At 42.3% G+C, this 16,953-nt stretch carries 12 protein-coding genes; 10 read left to right on the top strand and 2 right to left on the bottom strand.

Annotated features, from left to right (window positions below):
• Nucleotides 1-242: 242 nt before the first annotated feature.
• From ACFS6H_RS18605 to ACFS6H_RS18595, 3 genes are read left to right on the top strand one after another with little or no spacing between them, the layout of a single operon-like run.
• Nucleotides 243-3,467, top strand: a complete 3,225-nt coding sequence (locus ACFS6H_RS18605; protein WP_386102633.1) for a SusC/RagA family TonB-linked outer membrane protein — start codon at nucleotides 243-245, stop codon at nucleotides 3,465-3,467.
• Between the two features lie 18 nt (nucleotides 3,468-3,485).
• Entirely contained in the window at nucleotides 3,486-5,021 is a 1,536-nt protein-coding gene (locus ACFS6H_RS18600) for a SusD/RagB family nutrient-binding outer membrane lipoprotein (RefSeq protein ID WP_386102630.1), read from the top strand.
• A 20-nt stretch (nucleotides 5,022-5,041) separates the two neighbouring features.
• On the top strand, nucleotides 5,042-6,571 hold the full coding sequence (locus ACFS6H_RS18595; protein ID WP_386102627.1) for a DUF5689 domain-containing protein: 1,530 nt from the start codon (nucleotides 5,042-5,044) through the stop codon (nucleotides 6,569-6,571).
• Nucleotides 6,572-6,712: 141 nt separating this feature from the next.
• Here the strand turns inward: ACFS6H_RS18595 and ACFS6H_RS18590 are convergent, their stop codons facing one another.
• Entirely contained in the window at nucleotides 6,713-7,315 is a 603-nt protein-coding gene (locus ACFS6H_RS18590; RefSeq protein WP_386102624.1) for a thioredoxin family protein, read from the bottom strand.
• A gap of 143 nt (nucleotides 7,316-7,458) precedes the next feature.
• Here ACFS6H_RS18590 and ACFS6H_RS18585 point away from each other — a divergent pair, with 143 nt between their 5' ends.
• Together ACFS6H_RS18585 and ACFS6H_RS18580 are read left to right on the top strand one after the other, a co-directional pair.
• Nucleotides 7,459-8,253, top strand: coding sequence for a HipA family kinase (locus tag ACFS6H_RS18585; RefSeq protein WP_386102621.1), 795 nt, complete (start codon nucleotides 7,459-7,461; stop codon nucleotides 8,251-8,253).
• A complete protein-coding gene (locus ACFS6H_RS18580; RefSeq protein WP_386102618.1) occupies nucleotides 8,231-8,614 on the top strand; it encodes a DUF3037 domain-containing protein in 384 nt (127 codons plus the stop codon). The genes ACFS6H_RS18585 and ACFS6H_RS18580 overlap by 23 nt, the downstream gene beginning before the upstream one ends.
• 8 nt (nucleotides 8,615-8,622) lie before the next feature.
• On the opposite strand, the gene ACFS6H_RS18575 is transcribed toward ACFS6H_RS18580, so the two are convergent.
• Complete coding sequence (locus ACFS6H_RS18575) at nucleotides 8,623-10,338, bottom strand: hypothetical protein (RefSeq protein WP_386102615.1); 1,716 nt, start codon at nucleotides 10,336-10,338, stop codon at nucleotides 8,623-8,625.
• Nucleotides 10,339-10,435: 97 nt separating this feature from the next.
• On the opposite strand from ACFS6H_RS18575, the gene ACFS6H_RS18570 reads away from it, so the two are divergent.
• The 5 genes from ACFS6H_RS18570 (at nucleotide 10,436) to ACFS6H_RS18550 (ending at nucleotide 16,912) form a co-directional block, all read left to right on the top strand.
• A complete protein-coding gene (locus ACFS6H_RS18570; RefSeq protein ID WP_386102613.1) occupies nucleotides 10,436-11,512 on the top strand; it encodes an AI-2E family transporter in 1,077 nt (358 codons plus the stop codon).
• Nucleotides 11,513-11,633: 121 nt separating this feature from the next.
• Nucleotides 11,634-12,476 (top strand): glycosyltransferase, encoded by an 843-nt coding sequence (locus tag ACFS6H_RS18565; RefSeq protein ID WP_386102610.1) that lies wholly within the window; start codon nucleotides 11,634-11,636, stop codon nucleotides 12,474-12,476.
• A gap of 246 nt (nucleotides 12,477-12,722) precedes the next feature.
• Nucleotides 12,723-13,847 carry a glycosyltransferase gene (locus tag ACFS6H_RS18560; RefSeq protein ID WP_386102607.1) on the top strand — a complete coding sequence of 375 codons (1,125 nt, stop codon included), beginning with the start codon at nucleotides 12,723-12,725 and terminating at the stop codon, nucleotides 13,845-13,847.
• A 22-nt stretch (nucleotides 13,848-13,869) separates the two neighbouring features.
• A complete protein-coding gene (locus ACFS6H_RS18555) occupies nucleotides 13,870-14,244 on the top strand; it encodes a hypothetical protein (protein ID WP_386102604.1) in 375 nt (124 codons plus the stop codon).
• A 211-nt stretch (nucleotides 14,245-14,455) separates the two neighbouring features.
• Nucleotides 14,456-16,912, top strand: a complete 2,457-nt coding sequence (locus ACFS6H_RS18550; protein ID WP_386102601.1) for a glycosyltransferase — start codon at nucleotides 14,456-14,458, stop codon at nucleotides 16,910-16,912.
• Nucleotides 16,913-16,953 lie beyond the last annotated feature (41 nt).

Raw genomic sequence — 16,953 nt, 5'->3', positions numbered from 1 at the left:
TAATAAGCCGATATACAATGATATGCCGGCTACCAACAGTTGTTAGGGTTTAAAGATCAATGTTATCATATTATGTATTTATTAAAGTTAATACTGCGTTAACAAAAAGTTTACACAACGCTTCTACATTCGCACAGTCAAAAAATCACCAATTAATTTATTGCATTAACCTAAACGCGGTACAGTTATACACTGCCGGCGTAACAGGTATTTTATGCACTCACTACCAAAACTTTTCTTTAATGAAACGTTTATTGTTTTTCTGTATGGTGCTGCAACTGGGCAGTTACGCAAGCGGGGCTGATAAAGTGCCCGGCAAAAACGACCGGGATCGGATCACAAATAACCGGCCTGTTGAGGACATTGTCATCAGGGGTAAAGTAGTTAACGAAAACGGGGATGCCATTGCGGGTGTAAACGTTCAGGCGAAAGGATTTCCTAAGACAGTTATTACCGATAACAAGGGTAATTATATGCTGGTAGTACAATTGGATACGGCAGAAATTGTTTTCTCTTATGCAGGGTATGCAACACAAACGATTAAAGTGGAGAAAGCAAGGGTATTAAATGTAAAGCTGGTACCTGATGCAAGGGATATGGATGAAGTAGTAGTAACCGCTTTAGGTATTAAACGCGAACAGAGAGCTTTAGGTTATTCAGTTACTACAGTAAAGGGAGAAGAACTGACTGAAGCGTTATCCAACAACTGGATGGATGCTTTATCCGGTAAAGTAGCCGGTTTAAACCTGTTACGTTCCAACGCCGGCCCTGTTGGCGGTACAAAGATCATATTAAGAGGCGAGAATAATCTTACCGGCGAAAACGAAGCCCTGATCGTTGTGGATGGTGTGGTGATCAACTCCGGTTCCGGCCGCAGAACGGGCAGCAGCGCGGCATACGGAACAGGAAGTGATAATATGCCTGTGGATTATGGTTCCAGCATGGACGATATTAACCCGGAAGATATTGAGAACCTCACCGTTTTAAAAGGTCCGAGCGCTGCAGCCTTATATGGTTCACGTGCGGCCAATGGTGCTATTATCATCACCACCAAAGCGGGCAGTAAAAAAGGAAAAGGTATTGGTATTACCCTAAACTCAAACGCATCTTTTGAAAGTGTGAACCGCTGGCCTGACCTGCAATACGAATACGGCCAGGGCTTAAACGGTGCGGCACACTATTCCTATGGTACTACTGTTGACGGACCCAGCACCTCAGGTACTTCCTCGGCTTACGGACCAAAGTTTGACGGCCAGTATTTTTATCAATATGACCCTGCCAGGCAAAACGTAGGTACCGAACGTACATTATGGAAAGCTTATGATAATATCACTGACTTTTTTGAAACCGGCAGAACCTTAACCAATACTATCTCTATTGACGGTGGCAGTGATAAAACATCGGCCCGTTTTTCGGCTACCAATGTTAATAATACCTGGATCATGCCCAACACCGGTTATAAAAGAACCACGCTGGCATTATCGGTGAACTCAAAAGTAACTAACAAACTTACGGTATCGGCCAAAGTAAACTATGGCAACCGTAACAGCGATAACCTGCCCGGCGCCGGTTATGGCAACCAGTCATTGATGTACTGGTTTATTTTCTGGCAGCCGAATGCTGATTTAAACTGGTTAAAAAATTACTGGGTAAACGGGCAGGAGCAGAAAAAGATCGCTTACCCGTATTCTACTTACCCGGAAAATCCTTACGCCATTTCTTACGAGTTTATTAATGGCAATAACCGTCATACCATCAATGGTAATGCGCAGGTGAACTACCAGTTTACCAGGGAGTTTAATGCTATGGTGAGAGCTTCTATTGACCAGAGCAGTGAAGACCGCTACCAGGACCGTCCATGGGATGCAGGATCAAGATTACCGGAGGGCAGCCATCGTACACAGGATATTTTCTCAAGAGAAGCATCAGCCGATTTCTTATTAAAATATGCAAAGAATATCACTAAACATATTGATGTTTCTGCAACAGTGGGCGGCAGTACCTTAAGGAACCAGTACCGCATTACCAGCCTCATGTCAGATGGCCTCATGTTCCCCGGTGTGTACAATCATAACAACTCCAAATACGGCGTAAAAACAACCCAGGAGATCCAGAACTTTGAAACAAACAGTTTCTACTACCTGGTAACAGCGGGTTATAAAAACTTCTTATTCTTTGATATGACCGGTCGCTGGGATTGGTGGAGCACGCTGGCTTCACCCCAGTTCCCTGATAAAAAAGTATGGGGTTATTATCCTTCTTACAATGCCAGCTTTGTTTTATCGGAAGTAGTGAACCTGCCTTCAGTAATTGATTTTGTAAAACTCAGGGCTTCTGTGTCCGGTGTAGGTTCGGGTGTACAAAAGCCTTACCTCACACAAAACTACTATGAAAGTCCCAATACGCTGATCGGTGGTTCTTTAGCCAATAACAACTTATTATCAAACCCGCTGATCAACCCGCTGAGAACACGTTCTTTTGAAGTAGGAACTGATATCAGGTTATTTAAAAGCCGTGTAAGCCTGGATGTAGCCGCGTACAAAGGCAATACTTATAACCAGCATTTGCAAAGGATCATCGATGCTGCTACCGGTGCCCAGCGCAGGCTCACCAATATTGGTGAGGTGAGTAATACCGGTTTGGAAATAGGCTTGACCACCAAGCAACTGGTAAGCAAAAAAGGATTGAACTGGTCTACTACCTTTACCTTCTCTACCAACCGTAACCGTATAGAAGAACTGGCCGATTCATCCATTGTATTACAGCAACGTTCTATCGGTGCATCACAGATAGTAGGTAAAGTAGGTGGCAGTATGGGCGATATGTATGGTATAGGTTACCAGCGTGCCCCGGACGGACAAATCATTTACGATGCTGCAACCGGGTATGCCTTATTAACGGAAGAAGTGATCTACTTAGGCAATACTATTCCTAAAGGCAGGGCCAGTATCGGCAATACTTTCTCTTATAAAGGATTCCGTTTAAACTTCCTCTTCGATACACAATGGGGCGGGGTAGGGCATTCACAAACCAATCACAAATTATCAGAGCAGGGCAAACTTAAACAGACTTTACCCGGCCGTTACAGCGGTATCATTGGTGAAGGGGTGGTACGCACAGCTGATGGCAAATTTGTACCTAACACAACTATCGCTACCAATATTGATGAGTACTATCGTACACACTGGGGCAGTAACCAGGGCGAGGGTAATACCTTCCCAACCGACTTTATCAAATTCAGGGAAGCAAGGATCGATTACACATTTGAAAAGAAAGTGCTTGCCAAACTGGGCCTGCAAAAAGCTTCTGTTGGTATTTATGGCCGTAACCTCTTCATCTGGTCAAAATGGCCTGCATTTGATCCTGAGTTCGGCACACTGGACGGGTCGGACATTGTAAAAGGATTTGAAATAGCGCAATTCCCGTCTACCAGGAGCATCGGGGTGAATTTGATTGTTGGATTCTAAACTAAAATGACTTTGAAAATGAAAAAGATATTAATTCCCTGTCTTGCTGTTATTATGGCATTACAGGCCTGCGATAAAGGGTTTATAGATTTAAATACAGATCCTACCAAAACCACGAATGCTTACCCACAGCAGTTCCTGGCCAATGCGCTCATGAAATCGGTAGAGTATAATATGATACGTAACCGTAACCTGAATAATGAACTGATGCAGGTTACCGTTGATATAGGTGACGGCGATGGTAAGGTTTTTCGTTATGACTTCAGGAGAAACTGGGCCGATTATTTATGGAACGGGCATTTTACCAATATGTCCAATTACCGTGATATGTACCTAAAGGCAGTGGAGCCTATCAACTATAGCCGCGCCTACCAGGCCGTATCACTTATCTGCCAGACCTGGACCTATTCTATCCTGACAGATACCTATGGGGATATACCTTATTCACAGGCAACATTAGGCCGGGACTCCCTGATACTGGAACCAAAATTCGATAGCCAGAAAGATATCTATATTGATATGATCGCCAAGCTGGATTCGGCAAATACATTACTACGTTTATCACCTTCTACCGAGTTAATTGATGCGGAAGCCGACCTGGTGTATAAAGGCGATAAAACCAAGTGGAGAAAATTCGGTAATTCTTTAATGCTTCGTTTATTGCTGCGTATTGCACATAAGCCGGAGATGGCAGCTTACGTTACCAAAATGCAGGAGATGTTTACCACCAATGCTGCCAACTATCCTATCATGACCAGCAATGCGGATGCGGCCATACTGCGCTGGACAGGTATCGGGGCCTTTGTGTCACCCTACAGTTTATTAAGGGTACAGGACTTCAGGGCAGTATCCATTGCTTCTTTCTTTATCGACTTCCTGAGGGACTCTTATGATCCCAGGATGGATATTTCTTTGTACAATACTTTATACGGCACAACGGGCTCTTCTAACAACCGTTGGGGTATTTCTCCGGTGTCGGGTAACTATGTGGGCATACCTTCCGGTTATGCGCCCAATGGCGGTGAGTACACCAGGCAGTCTTACTTCTATTCGTCCGATCAAACGGCGGCGGTAAGTTTACAAACCGAACCCATGACCGGTATGATAATGAACTTTGCGGAAGTGGAATTCATCAAAGCAGAGTTAGCTTTAAAAGGCCTGCTGGCCGGTGATCCCAAAACTTTCTTTTACAGCGGGGCACAAAACAGTATCACATTATGGATGCCGGGTTGGACAAAACCTATACAGCAGCATTTATCAGAATCTGATATAGACTGGGATGATAACGATTCTTTCGAGGACAAGATGGAACGTATCCACAAACAAAAATACTTCGCTCTTTTCCTGGTCGATATGCAGCAATGGTTCGAGTATCGCCGTACAGGTCACCCTGTGCTGCCGAAAGGGAACGGTTTAAAAAACAATGGTGAGATGCCGGCCCGTTTATACTACCCGGTATATGTACAATCCTCAAACCCTACCAGTTATAAAAATGCGGTAAGACAGCAGGGGCCAGATGAAATTAACACAAAAGTGTGGTGGCAAAAACCATAACCAAAACTAAAAGTATTGTTATGAAGCATAATATCAACAAACTATTCGTATTGATCATAACGGCAGTAATATTTGCCGGTTGTTATAAATCAAAGCTAAATTACCCCGGTGGTAAAGTAAGTCCTTATATTGCTATTTATGATGTGCGTAACCTGTATAAGGGTAAACCTGTTGAACTGACAGAAGGTTCACTGGATGGTTCTTCTAAAATAGCCTGCGTGGTGGTTTCTGATCACAGGACAGACAATTTACCGGAAGGGTTACTGATTGTACAAAATAATCCACGCTTAAGTTTCTTAAGAGGCCTGGCTATTAAAATTGGTGACCAGGCAGCTAATTATTTTCCCGGCGATTCACTGGTGATTGACCTGGTGGGAAGCCGCCTGGAAAAAATAAACGGTACATTACAGGTAACCAATATTACCGAAAGTAAAATACAAAAAGTGGCCGGTGATAAGCCTATCGAAGTAAGCAGGGTAAATATTGATAAACTATTAGCCCGTCCTGACGATTACGAAAGTACACTGATCGCTATTGTAAAAGGAGGTTTTACTTACCAGCCGCAGAATGGCCAGGTAATGAGCGGTGAACAATCCATTAACGATGGCTTTGGTATTGTAAACGTGAATACCAATGTCAACTCTCCATTGGCGGCCTTACCGCAATACAAAATGGCTAACTACTACGGTATTGTGTTTGTGCGTGAAGCCGAAAACCTGCGTATTCCTTACCTGAAATTCAGGAATGCCAATGACCTGGTGGAATTAAAATCTGTATACAAAACACCCCGTATCATTATTTCCGGCTGGAACAATGACCCGCAGAATACGGATGCCAACAACGAATACATCCAGTTCCTTGCAACGGAGGATATTGACTTTTCGGTTACTCCTTTTTCGGTAGTAACTTCTAATAATGCCAATGCAGCTACCCCAACCGGCTTCCCCATCAATGGCTGGGCTACAGGGCAGGTACGTACGTATAAAATAAATATTACTTCGGGCTTTGCACCAAAAGGAACTTTCTTTTATGTAGGGGGCACCAATAAACTCATCAACAGTACTGGTTCTACGAGTATGGCTTCTTCCAATTGGGTGTCTACTTATGCTTACCATACGCTGGCAGGCCAGGGCTTTGGCACGGCCACCACCAACCTGTTGGCCAACTCAGGTAATGCTTATGGTGTAGCCATTTTTGAAACAACCACAGTTACAGCGGCTTCTATCCCTGAAGATGTGATGTTCTGTGCTTCCGGCGGATCCTTGGTTGGTAATGGCTATGGATACCGCATCTGTAATAACGATTACTATGATATCATTAACCCCTTGACATTGGAAGAGCAGCCTTTTTACCGTTCCGGTAACAATACAACGGCTATTACCTATAACACACCTTCCGATGCGGGTTTGTTTAATGTGCTGGGCGGTGAGTTCAATATGACATTGGGCCGCTGGACAAAAGCCCGTGCAAAGATCGCTTACCAGCTTACCAAGACCTCTGCGGTTGCCGAAATTGAAAACCCTGAGATTGCAACAAAACTGGTTTATTAATTCATCCGATCCATAACCCTCATAAAAAAGCCCCTCGTAAAATGATGCGAGGGGCTTTGCTTATCGTTATTGCTTTATGAGATAAATAAGAGTACTGTTATCATCGCCTGTTGCGGCCCGTACACTTATACTGCGCCAACATTATTCAGCAGGCTGCAATGTGGCAGGGGCGGCAGCGCGGTTAATGTTCAATAATAAAGCGGTTAACTCTTCCTGAACACCAAGTCCTTTATCTGCATTATACCAAAGCTGTAATTCAGTTTTTACCTTTTCAAAATCTGCTTTTTCTGCCGTTAGTCTGCTATATATTTCCTGGCAGGCAGCAGGGCGGGGGCCCCAGGTAGCCAGGTCTTTTCCTTTATCGTCTCTTATCACCAGTTTGGGTATTGATTTACCGCCATTGGTCAGGTAGTTGTTTATCCGGAACGGCTCGCTGTCTCTCAATTCATAACTCACGGTTAACAGCGGGTTCAACCGGCTGATCATTTCTAAAAAAGGCACACTATGGGCCGCATCACCACACCAGGGTTCTGTGATAATGATCCATTGCTGCGGACTGTCAATAGCTTTTATCGCTTCTGTCATGGCATCCGTTATCTTGCCGGTCTTTAACCAGCGGTTCATACGGCTCCAGTTTAATTTTGTATAATCAAAATAATCGGGATTATTGTAAGGTGCGGTTTGTTGTTCCGGGCTTTTCTGTATGATAGACTCAAAATATTGGTGGTACGCTTCAAATGTCATCAGGTGTGTTTTTTAGTTTCTGTAAAATCATCGCAAAGTAATAACAAAATGGGATAAGGATTGTTTACGAAGCAGTAACATCTGTGGTACTGTATATATGAAACGCTTATTTGTTTACTTTCGCAGGACTTTTATCAGTAATAATGGCGAAAATCCCGGAAATACGAACGGTTTCGGTTACACGTTATGTAACACCCCTGCGTGAGGGAGGGTCCCTGCCGGCCATTGCCGAAGCAGATGATGGTTTTTTGTATGCTTTAAAGTTCTTTGGTGCCGGGCAGGGGGTAAAGGCACTTGTTGCCGACCTGATAGGCGGGGAACTGGCCAGGCTCTTAGGCCTCAGGGTACCGGAAATAGTGTTTGCCAACCTCGATGAAGCATTTGGACGCAGTGAGGGGGATGAGGAGATCCAGGAGCTGTTGCGTAAAAGCGAAGGGTTGAACCTGGCCTTACATTATTTAAGCGGGGCGATTAGTTATGATCCCACCGTGGATAAAATTGATCCGCTTACGGCTTCCAAAATTGTATGGCTGGATAGTTTTATTACCAATGTAGACAGAACGGCAAGGAATGTAAACATGCTTAGCTGGAACAAACAACTCTGGCTGATAGATCATGGAGCGGCATTATACTTTCATCATTCCTGGCCCGACTGGGAGAAAGCAGCTGTACAGCCTTTTGCCGCCATTAAGGACCATGTATTATTACCGCTTGCCTCAGAACTGGACGCTATTACCCCGGTTATTAAAGCCATTCTCACCCCGGAAGTAATAAAAGATATTATTGACCTTATACCCAAAGTATGGCTGATGGACTATGCTTATACCACGGATATTGAGACCACCCGGAAGATATATTTTGATTTTTTAACCCATCGTCTTCACCATTCCGATATTTTTATAAAAGAAGCACAACATGCAAGAGCGTCACTTATATGAGTATGCGGTAATACGCATTGTGCCTCGTATAGAAAGAGAGGAATTCATTAACGTGGGGGTTATACTGTATTGCCCGAAACAAAAATTCCTGGGTACCAGGATCAGTTTCAATGCACAGCGTTTACAGGCATTATGTCCTTTAACCGATACCGCACTGGTAAAAATACACCTTGATGCATTTGAACAAATAGCAAACGGAACAGCAATTCATAGTCCTATTGCCAGGCTGGATATAGCTTCCCGCTTCCGTTGGCTGGCAGCCACACGCAGCACCATTATTCAAACTTCCAAAGTACACAGCGGATTATGTTTACAGGCGCAGGCCACTTTGGACCAGCTGCATGAACAACTTATTTTATAAGCTGGTCATTAATGCCCGTTCTGCGGCTTTTCCTTCATCTCCATACCGGCAGTTTTCATAATGGCTTCTAATATGCCTTTACAAATAAGGGTGAATATAGAACGGTTGGTATCACGGGTATAATCTATTTCTACTTCCCTTGCAGGTTTATTCTTTGTGGGGTTGTCACTTTTGATCAGTGTATTGGCGACCAGTGTCAACAGGGGCTTTTTCTTCATCTCTGTTTTATCCTCGTCCTGTTTTAATATGGCAACTTTGGCATCTTCGTATAATATTTTTAACTGCCCTTTAATTTTATAATCGTCTCCTTTTGTATTAAGCCAGATACTGTTGATGGTACCTTTCTGCACTTTTATTTTTGTGAGAGCCTCGGTAATAGGGGAGGCTACGGTTGCGGGCATACTGCCCATGGAAGCTTCAATATCAAAACGGCCGTTGGGATTGCCTAAATAAAAGGTCCACTTTGTTTTAAGTGCCCCGCTGTTTAAAAAATTGGTATTTAAATCGGCAATGGCCAGGTTGTTCTTTTGCAGGCTGTCATTGATATTTGTCAAATTAGTGATGGTGCCATTTGTACCTGCAAATTGCACGGCTGCTTTTTGTTTGGTCTGGTAACTCTTCTCCTTGTATTCAATGAACACATCCTGTACGGCCAGTTGTTTGATAAAGACAGGCAGCGGTGCTTTTAACAATAATTGATGCGGGTAGGTGCCCACCCGGTTTTTCTTATCCCGTAAAAAGTTTTTGTCACGGTATATTTTTAATGATCCTTTGGGAATGATCATCTTGTCTGCAATGATCTTTTCCTGGGATAACTGTGAGAAGGAAATATTTTCCAGCTGTAAATTACTTACCTGTACATCAAAGCGGTCGCCCTGGAAGGGCATCTTATGCGGGAAAGTGGCTTCATCATACTGGGGTATGGCTTTTACGCTGTAGATTGCCAGGTGCTGTTGCCGGCTGTCAAAATTCAGGCCTGCAGCCACCAGGCGGTATAAATTATCGGTTGTTTTCCATTGTACACTGTCAATTGCGGCGCTGATACCTTTTGCAAATAAGATCCGGGTGGTATCGGCATTGGCAATACTGTCCACGGCCACATCGGTCAATATGATAGTGGCATTCGACATACGCACGATCTCACCCTTGCTTTTACGGGTTTTGGTAACCAGTGTAATGCCCGATAATTCAATAGTATCTATTTTTATCAGGTTTAAATTACCCAGCAATTGACGGTATAATTTACTGGTGGGTACATTTTTAGCGGAATCGCTGCCCAGTCCCGTATAGGTGATACCGATGGCCGCATCAGTGATCTTTATTTTAGTGCCGATGATCTCTTTATTCAGTAAAGCGGCCGGTGTTTTTACTCCTGATACTTCGAGGGAGGGGATCTGCACGTCAAAAAGAATGTTTGGCGCTTCGTTGAGTTGCTGCAGGCTGTCAAACTTTACACTATCAGATAACAGGCTGATATTTTTAATGCTCAGGTTGCCGTTGATCTCATCCAGGCTAAGGTCATCGTATTTTAACTGGTATAAACCGTTGGATTTATTATCCACCAGGCCGGTTATTTCCTTTTCAATGATCCTTTGTTTATGTATATACCAATAATATACGCCGGCGCCAATACCCAGTAATACCAGGCCTAAAATAGTAAAAGCTACGATCTTTCCTTTTGGGGTAGCAGTTTGTTTCCTGAGTTTTTTTATTAATCCCTTCATGTTTAGGTGGCTTTTGTGGGAATACTATACCATAATGATACCGAAAATTGTTGGTACACTTTTTTCTATATAAATTTAATCATTAATCTAAACAAGTATGCCATCCTTTAACAACCGCATCAGGCAAGTGCTTATACTGGGCATTTTGCTGCTTTTAATTTTTGTTATTATAAAAGAATTGTTCTCCTTCCTGCCCGGTATATTAGGGGCAATTACTTTTTATATACTCAGCCGGAGGCAATATTTCATATTTATTTATAAAAAAAATATGAAAAAAGCCAGGGCTGCCTGGCTGTTCATCCTCTTTTACCTGGTGCTCATTGGTATACCTTTCTATCTGGCTATTACACTCATCAGTCCCAAAATAAATGCTGTTTTAGCTAATCCTACCGAGGTAATGCAAAAGGTGCAGGAAAGCATCAATGTGATACAGGACAGGGTAGGCGTTAAGTTGGTATCCCAGGAGTCATTGTCGAAATCTTTAAATGCGGTTATTGACTTTTTACCCGGCATGTTAAACAGTACTGCCATGTTGGTCACCAACCTGGCCATTATGTTGTTCTTGTTATATTTTATGCTTATCAACGGCCGCGACCTGGAAAAATACCTGAATCGTATTACACCGCTTAAACAGCAGAATATTAATAAACTGGCTGCCGAAACCAAAAGGGTAGTAAAGGCCAATGCGTTGGGTATTCCGCTTATCTCCATTATCCAGGGTATAGTGGCAACCATAGGTTACCTGATTTTTGGTGTGAGTGACTGGGGGTTATGGGGCTTTCTGACCGGTGTGTTTGCTTTCTTCCCGGTGGTAGGTACCGCCATTGTCTGGATACCCCTGGTGGCATTTACATTTGCTACAGGTGAAACCTGGCAGGGCCTGGGTTTATTATTATATAGTGTAATTATTACGGGTAATGTAGACTATGTTGCCCGGGTATCTTTATTAAAACGGTTAGGTGATGTTCACCCGGTTATTACCATACTGGGTGTATTGGTGGGTTTGAACCTGTTTGGTTTTATTGGCCTGGTATTTGGCCCCTTACTGATAAGTTACCTGCTGGTATTATTTGAGATTTATATGAACGAATTCGTAGACCCGGAGTTATCCAGTGATCTTGATGCGATAAAGCCGGTCACGGAATCGCCGGATGAGGATGCTAAAAAGGAATAATAATAATGGGCTGTTATGCAGCCCATTATTCATTTCAGTTGTCAGAGGTATTATTTATTCATGGTAATAAGGTGTATGTTACCATCCTGTATACCGGCTGCTATTGCTGTTAAAAGATAATATGATGAATGATGTTAAGGACATTACTGCCGGTGAAAAGTTTGATTTCTGCCTGCTGATCCCCTGTTTCAATAACAGGGAAGGGCTGGCGGCGTCTTTAAAGAGTATTGCCTATACTTCCAGCTCTTTTTTAATTGTTATTGTTGATGACGGTAGTACCATGCCTGTCAGTGCCAGGGAGATGGCCGGTTATACAACGGGTGCAGTAAAAATTATCCGGCTGGTACAAAACGAAGGTATCACCCGCGCCTTGAATAAGGGATTGCAGTGGATCGTGGACAATGTAAATACACCATATGTGGCAAGGCTTGACTGTGGAGATATATGTCATCAGGAAAGATTTATAAAACAGGTGGCGCTGCTTGATAAAAATCATACAATAGTTTTATCGGGCAGCTGGTGTGCTTTTGAAGATGAGGAAAAAGGACAAAAATTTACCTACCGGAGTCCGCGGCAGCATAATGCTATCATCCGGGATATGTACTTCAGGAATTCATTTATGCACGCCAGTGTGATGATGCGGTTGACTGCCGTAAAAGAAGCAGGCTTTTATCCTGTTGATTATGAATATGCAGAGGACTATGCTCTATTCTGGATCCTGTGCAACAGGGGTGAAGTGTACATCATACAGGAGCGTTTAGTTAACTGTATGTTAAATAGAAAAGGGATCTCTTTTAAAAATAAGAACAGGCAATTAAAGGCCAGGCTGAGAGTAGTACGTAATCTGGCACCAAATTCGTTATATAAATTGTTTGGTATACTTAAGCTATACTGTTTACGGCTGATGCCAAGGGAATTTATTCTGCGCTTAAAAATATTTGTGGACAAGATGCAACGGGTGTAAAATTTATGTTGTCAGGGTCGCAGAATTGAATATATAAACTGTTCAAACAGTAAATAAGGTTTTAGGTTGGATGAGTGTCAGGCTACTGAATAGGAATGTTTCTTATTTTATTTCACTTTTTATATAAACAATAATGTTTATATAAAAACGCTTCCTCATTTTATCATACCGGGACGTATAAATTACACGTTAATTTACTGTTAACTAAATTGATTTTTCGTGCGAAGGATCGTGATAAACTAATATATGGTTGTAGTACATATTATTGAACCATTTGCTTCCGGTGTAGCATTATTTGTAAACTCGCTGACAAAAGTATTAGGCGATGATGAGCATATTGTGATACATGGGGAAAGAAAGGATGAAATTGAAGCCCACCTGGTGAAAAAAGGATTCAATACATCCAATGTTAAGTTTATTCCCTGGAAATCAGCCCACCGGAAAGTAAATATGGTTAAGGACGTGCAGGCGCTTTTCGAGATCCATTCTATTTTAAAACGCCTGAAGAAAGCACAGTTATGTGACGTGGTACATCTTCACTCAGCGAAGAGTGGTTTTCTGGGAAGAATTGCCTGCAGGATGCTGGGCATAAAAAATGTCTTCTATACCCCAAACGGCGCCTCCTTTTTATCTACCGATTCCGCGGTTAAACGATTCTTATTCAAAGGCCTTGAGGTTTTTGCCAATAAATTGTGCGGAAAAGTGATCTGTAGTTCTGCCTCGGAGTTTAATGAGTATAAAAAGCTGGGTATAAAAACTTTATATGTCAATAATGGTGTAGAAACCGTTGCCCGTCAGGATGAAACGGCCAGAAATACTTCTGAAAAATTCAGGATCATCACTTGTGGTAGGATTGTTGCACAGAAAAACCCGGAGTTATTCAATGAAATAGCATCTTATTTTGTTGGTTTGGACAATTTTGAATTTGTGTGGGTGGGCGATGGACCCGATGCGGACCTGCTGCATGCTAAAAATATTAAAATAACCGGGTGGCTGGATAAAAATGCCGTATACGATCTTATCAAAAGTGGGGATGTATACCTGTCCACCTCACAATATGAGGGCTTGTCTTTTGCAGCGCTGGAAGCCATGTCATTAAAAAAAGCATTGTTATTGAGTGACTGTGTGGGTAATCGTGATATTATCAGGCAAGGTGTGAATGGTGACCTGTTCTCCAACAAAAGAGCGGCCATCACTAAAATAATACAATATCAGAATAACCGGGAAATGCTGGAAGTAATGGGAGCCTTGTCTAAGGATATTAAGAAAACAGAGTATGATATGCAGCATAACTTCAGGATATATAAAGATATCTACCTGGGCAGGCCATACATCAGTAATACCCTGATGAAACGATGGACTTTTAATTAGTGTAAGATATTAATAGCTATAAATGGAGAATATTAAGGTTATAAAAATTGATGAAGAGAAAGAACTATCAGAAATAAGCGCTGTACGGCAGGCGCTTATTGCTATTAATAAGCAGATGGAACAACTGGTTGCCAGTCACAAGGCAAGTATGGAAAAAGCAGAAGAAACGATTATTCAGTTGTTACAGCTGGTTAATAAAAAAGAAACGATCATTGAATCCCTGGAACTACAGAACAAGGAGTTGAGCCGTAAAGGTGAAGGTGAAAAACAATTGGTGAATAAATTGTTAGGTGATATTGAACGGTTAAACCAGGATATCGGATGGTATAAAAAAACCTATGAAAAACGAAGTTTATTGGGAACGATCAAACAAAAACTGTTCAATACTAACAGGTGATTCCGCATTACCTGCGTTCCTGTAAATAACAGCGTAATGATTGAACAGCTTATTTCCTGTATAACTAAACTCATAATAAAGGGGCGTTTTTAATAGGGAACAATTTATTAAAACAGGCAGGATAAGGTTTATCCTGTTCTGCATATATTCAGTACTTATTTTGTTAAAGCAGGGTGGCATTGGTTACCTGTAATTCAAGCCCGGTGATATAATGAAAACAAACACATTAAACAACAATATTATTGTAAGAGGATATACAGGCTCTTTAAGCCTGATGCAGACAGATCCTTCTTTAAACACCGATTTATTTCCCCGCTTCGATCATAATGGCAAGGACCTGACCATTGTTATCCTCAGTTTTAACAGGGTTGCCCTCACACTACGCTTACTCAATTCTATACTCAGGTGTATGCCCGGCTACGAAGGCCGCATATTAATTGCCGATAACGGATCAGCAACAGAGCAGTTAACCTTATTGGAGGAAAAAATAGCCGGGATGAAAGCCCTTCGCATAGACCTTATAAAATATGGCGAAAACAGAGGGGTGGCAAAGGGAAGAAATGATGCCATGGCTTATGTAAAAACGGATTGGGTATTGTCGCTTGATAATGATATTTACCTTATTGAAAACCCTTTGAATGCTATTGCGAAAGCTATAAGAATGCTGGGGGCTTTTTATATCAATGTACCCCTGTTAAAACCGGATGGCCAGACCGTAGATGCCTATGGTGGTGACCTGTGGATAGAGCCTTATGGTAACCGGTATCATATAAGTGGCAGCAGTAGTTACCAGCAGATCAGTAAAAATGCATTTCCGCAAAAACTTCCTTTCTTATCAACCTTTGTATATGGAGGAGCTTCTGTTTTTTATAAAGATCATTTTTTAAAATTTGGAGGTTACGATACCAATATGTTCATTGGTTTTGAGGATACGGAACTTTCGCTGCGGTTATATAAAGAAGGGGTGAAAGTAGGCAATGCAGCAGATTTTTGCTTTGTTCATGCCCATGATACACCGGTAAACCAACAGGATGCAGATGCCGAAAAGATCAGGTTCTCTTCTGAAGCTATTAAAAATTCAGGAGAATACTTTCAACAAAAACATGGATTTATTGTCTGGCAGGAAGGAATTGATGAATGGATCAAAACCCGGTTTAAAGAACTGCAACTGAACCAGGGTGAGAATGGCCAACCGGATAATACTGATATAGCGGAATTAACAGATCTTAAACCCCGGTTTACGCAGGAGGGCAACGGGGCCAAATTTGCAGAACTGGAAATAATGAAGAGAGAGGTGCAGCGGCTGCAGGATAAAATTGAGGCCATGGAAAGCAGCAAATTCTGGACACTGCGTAAAAGCTGGTTCAACCTCAGGAAAAAACTGCGTATTGCCAATGATGGTTACTCTATTCTCGATAAAAGGGCCTACCAGAAAAATAAACGTTCTTTATCCGTAAAGGATCTGAACAGTTATCCTTATCAGTATGATAAATTGATGAAGGATATAAAAGTGAACAGCCAATCTGCTGATGCTGTATTGATATTTATTCCTTTTATGGTAGTGGGAGGTGCAGAAACAGCGATCCTGCATGTGATCAAAGGATTTATTAAAAACAATATACCGGTAAGCATCATTGCAACCGACCGCAGTTATCCGGAGATGGGGGATACTTCCAGGGAGTTTGCGGCAGTTTGTCCTGATTATTACTTTTTAGAAGATTACACTGATCTCTGGAACGATCCCGACCAATGGAAACATTGGAAAAACCTTACTTACGAGATCATTAAATCCAGGGGGATCAACAATATACTGATCAGCAATTCCTCTTTTGCTTATTCAATTTTAAAGGAATTGAAAACAGATTTTCCTTTCCTGCAGGTGATTAATCCGGTATACAGTACCGTCGGGCATATGATCGATAATATCAAACAGGAAAAATATATCGATTTAACCATTGTTGAAAACCCGAAAGTGGAAGATTACCTGGTGACCATGTGTCAGCGGCCTGCAACAAAAGTATTGCGTATAGAAAATGGCGTGGATACTGCTATGTTTAAAAAAATACCAGGCAGGGCAGATCAGCTGAATAATTTTACGATCCCTGCGGGTAAAAAAATAGTGACTTTCCTCGGGCGTTTATCGGATGAGAAGGGCCCTGATATTTTTGTGGAAATAGCTGCACGCTTGAAGGAGCAATCGCATATTCATTTCCTGATCGCCGGCGGTGGCCCCATGGCTGCAACCATCATTGCACAGATAGATAAATATGGCCTCCAGGATAATGTGACCTATATAGGTTATGCCAATGCCTTCGAGGTGCTTTCAGTGACCGATCTGCTGGTAGTTCCCTCCCGTATGGATGGCCGGCCAAATGTAGTGCTGGAGAGTCTTTCTATGGGAGTGCCGGTTATTTGTTCAGATGCAGGTGGCCTTCCCTGGCTTGTATCCGAAAACCTGCATACAGGCTTTTGTTTAAACCTGAATTCGCTGGCTTCGTTTGAAAAAGCCATCCTGCAACTATGTAATGATGAGGAGCAATATAGAAAATTCTCTGTGGCCTCCAGGAAATTTGCTGAAGAAAAACTGGATGTAAGCCTGATGCAAAAAGCGTATCATAAAGTTCTTGAAAAAAGAGAGCGTATGGATAAGAAAGGTACCCTTGTATAATAAAAAATAACCGGCGCTGAGCAGGAATGCCGAGGCAATAT

The organism is Terrimonas rubra, assembly GCF_042686025.1.
Lineage (GTDB): Bacteria > Bacteroidota > Bacteroidia > Chitinophagales > Chitinophagaceae > Terrimonas > Terrimonas rubra.
This window is presented reverse-complemented; position numbering and strand designations above follow the sequence as displayed.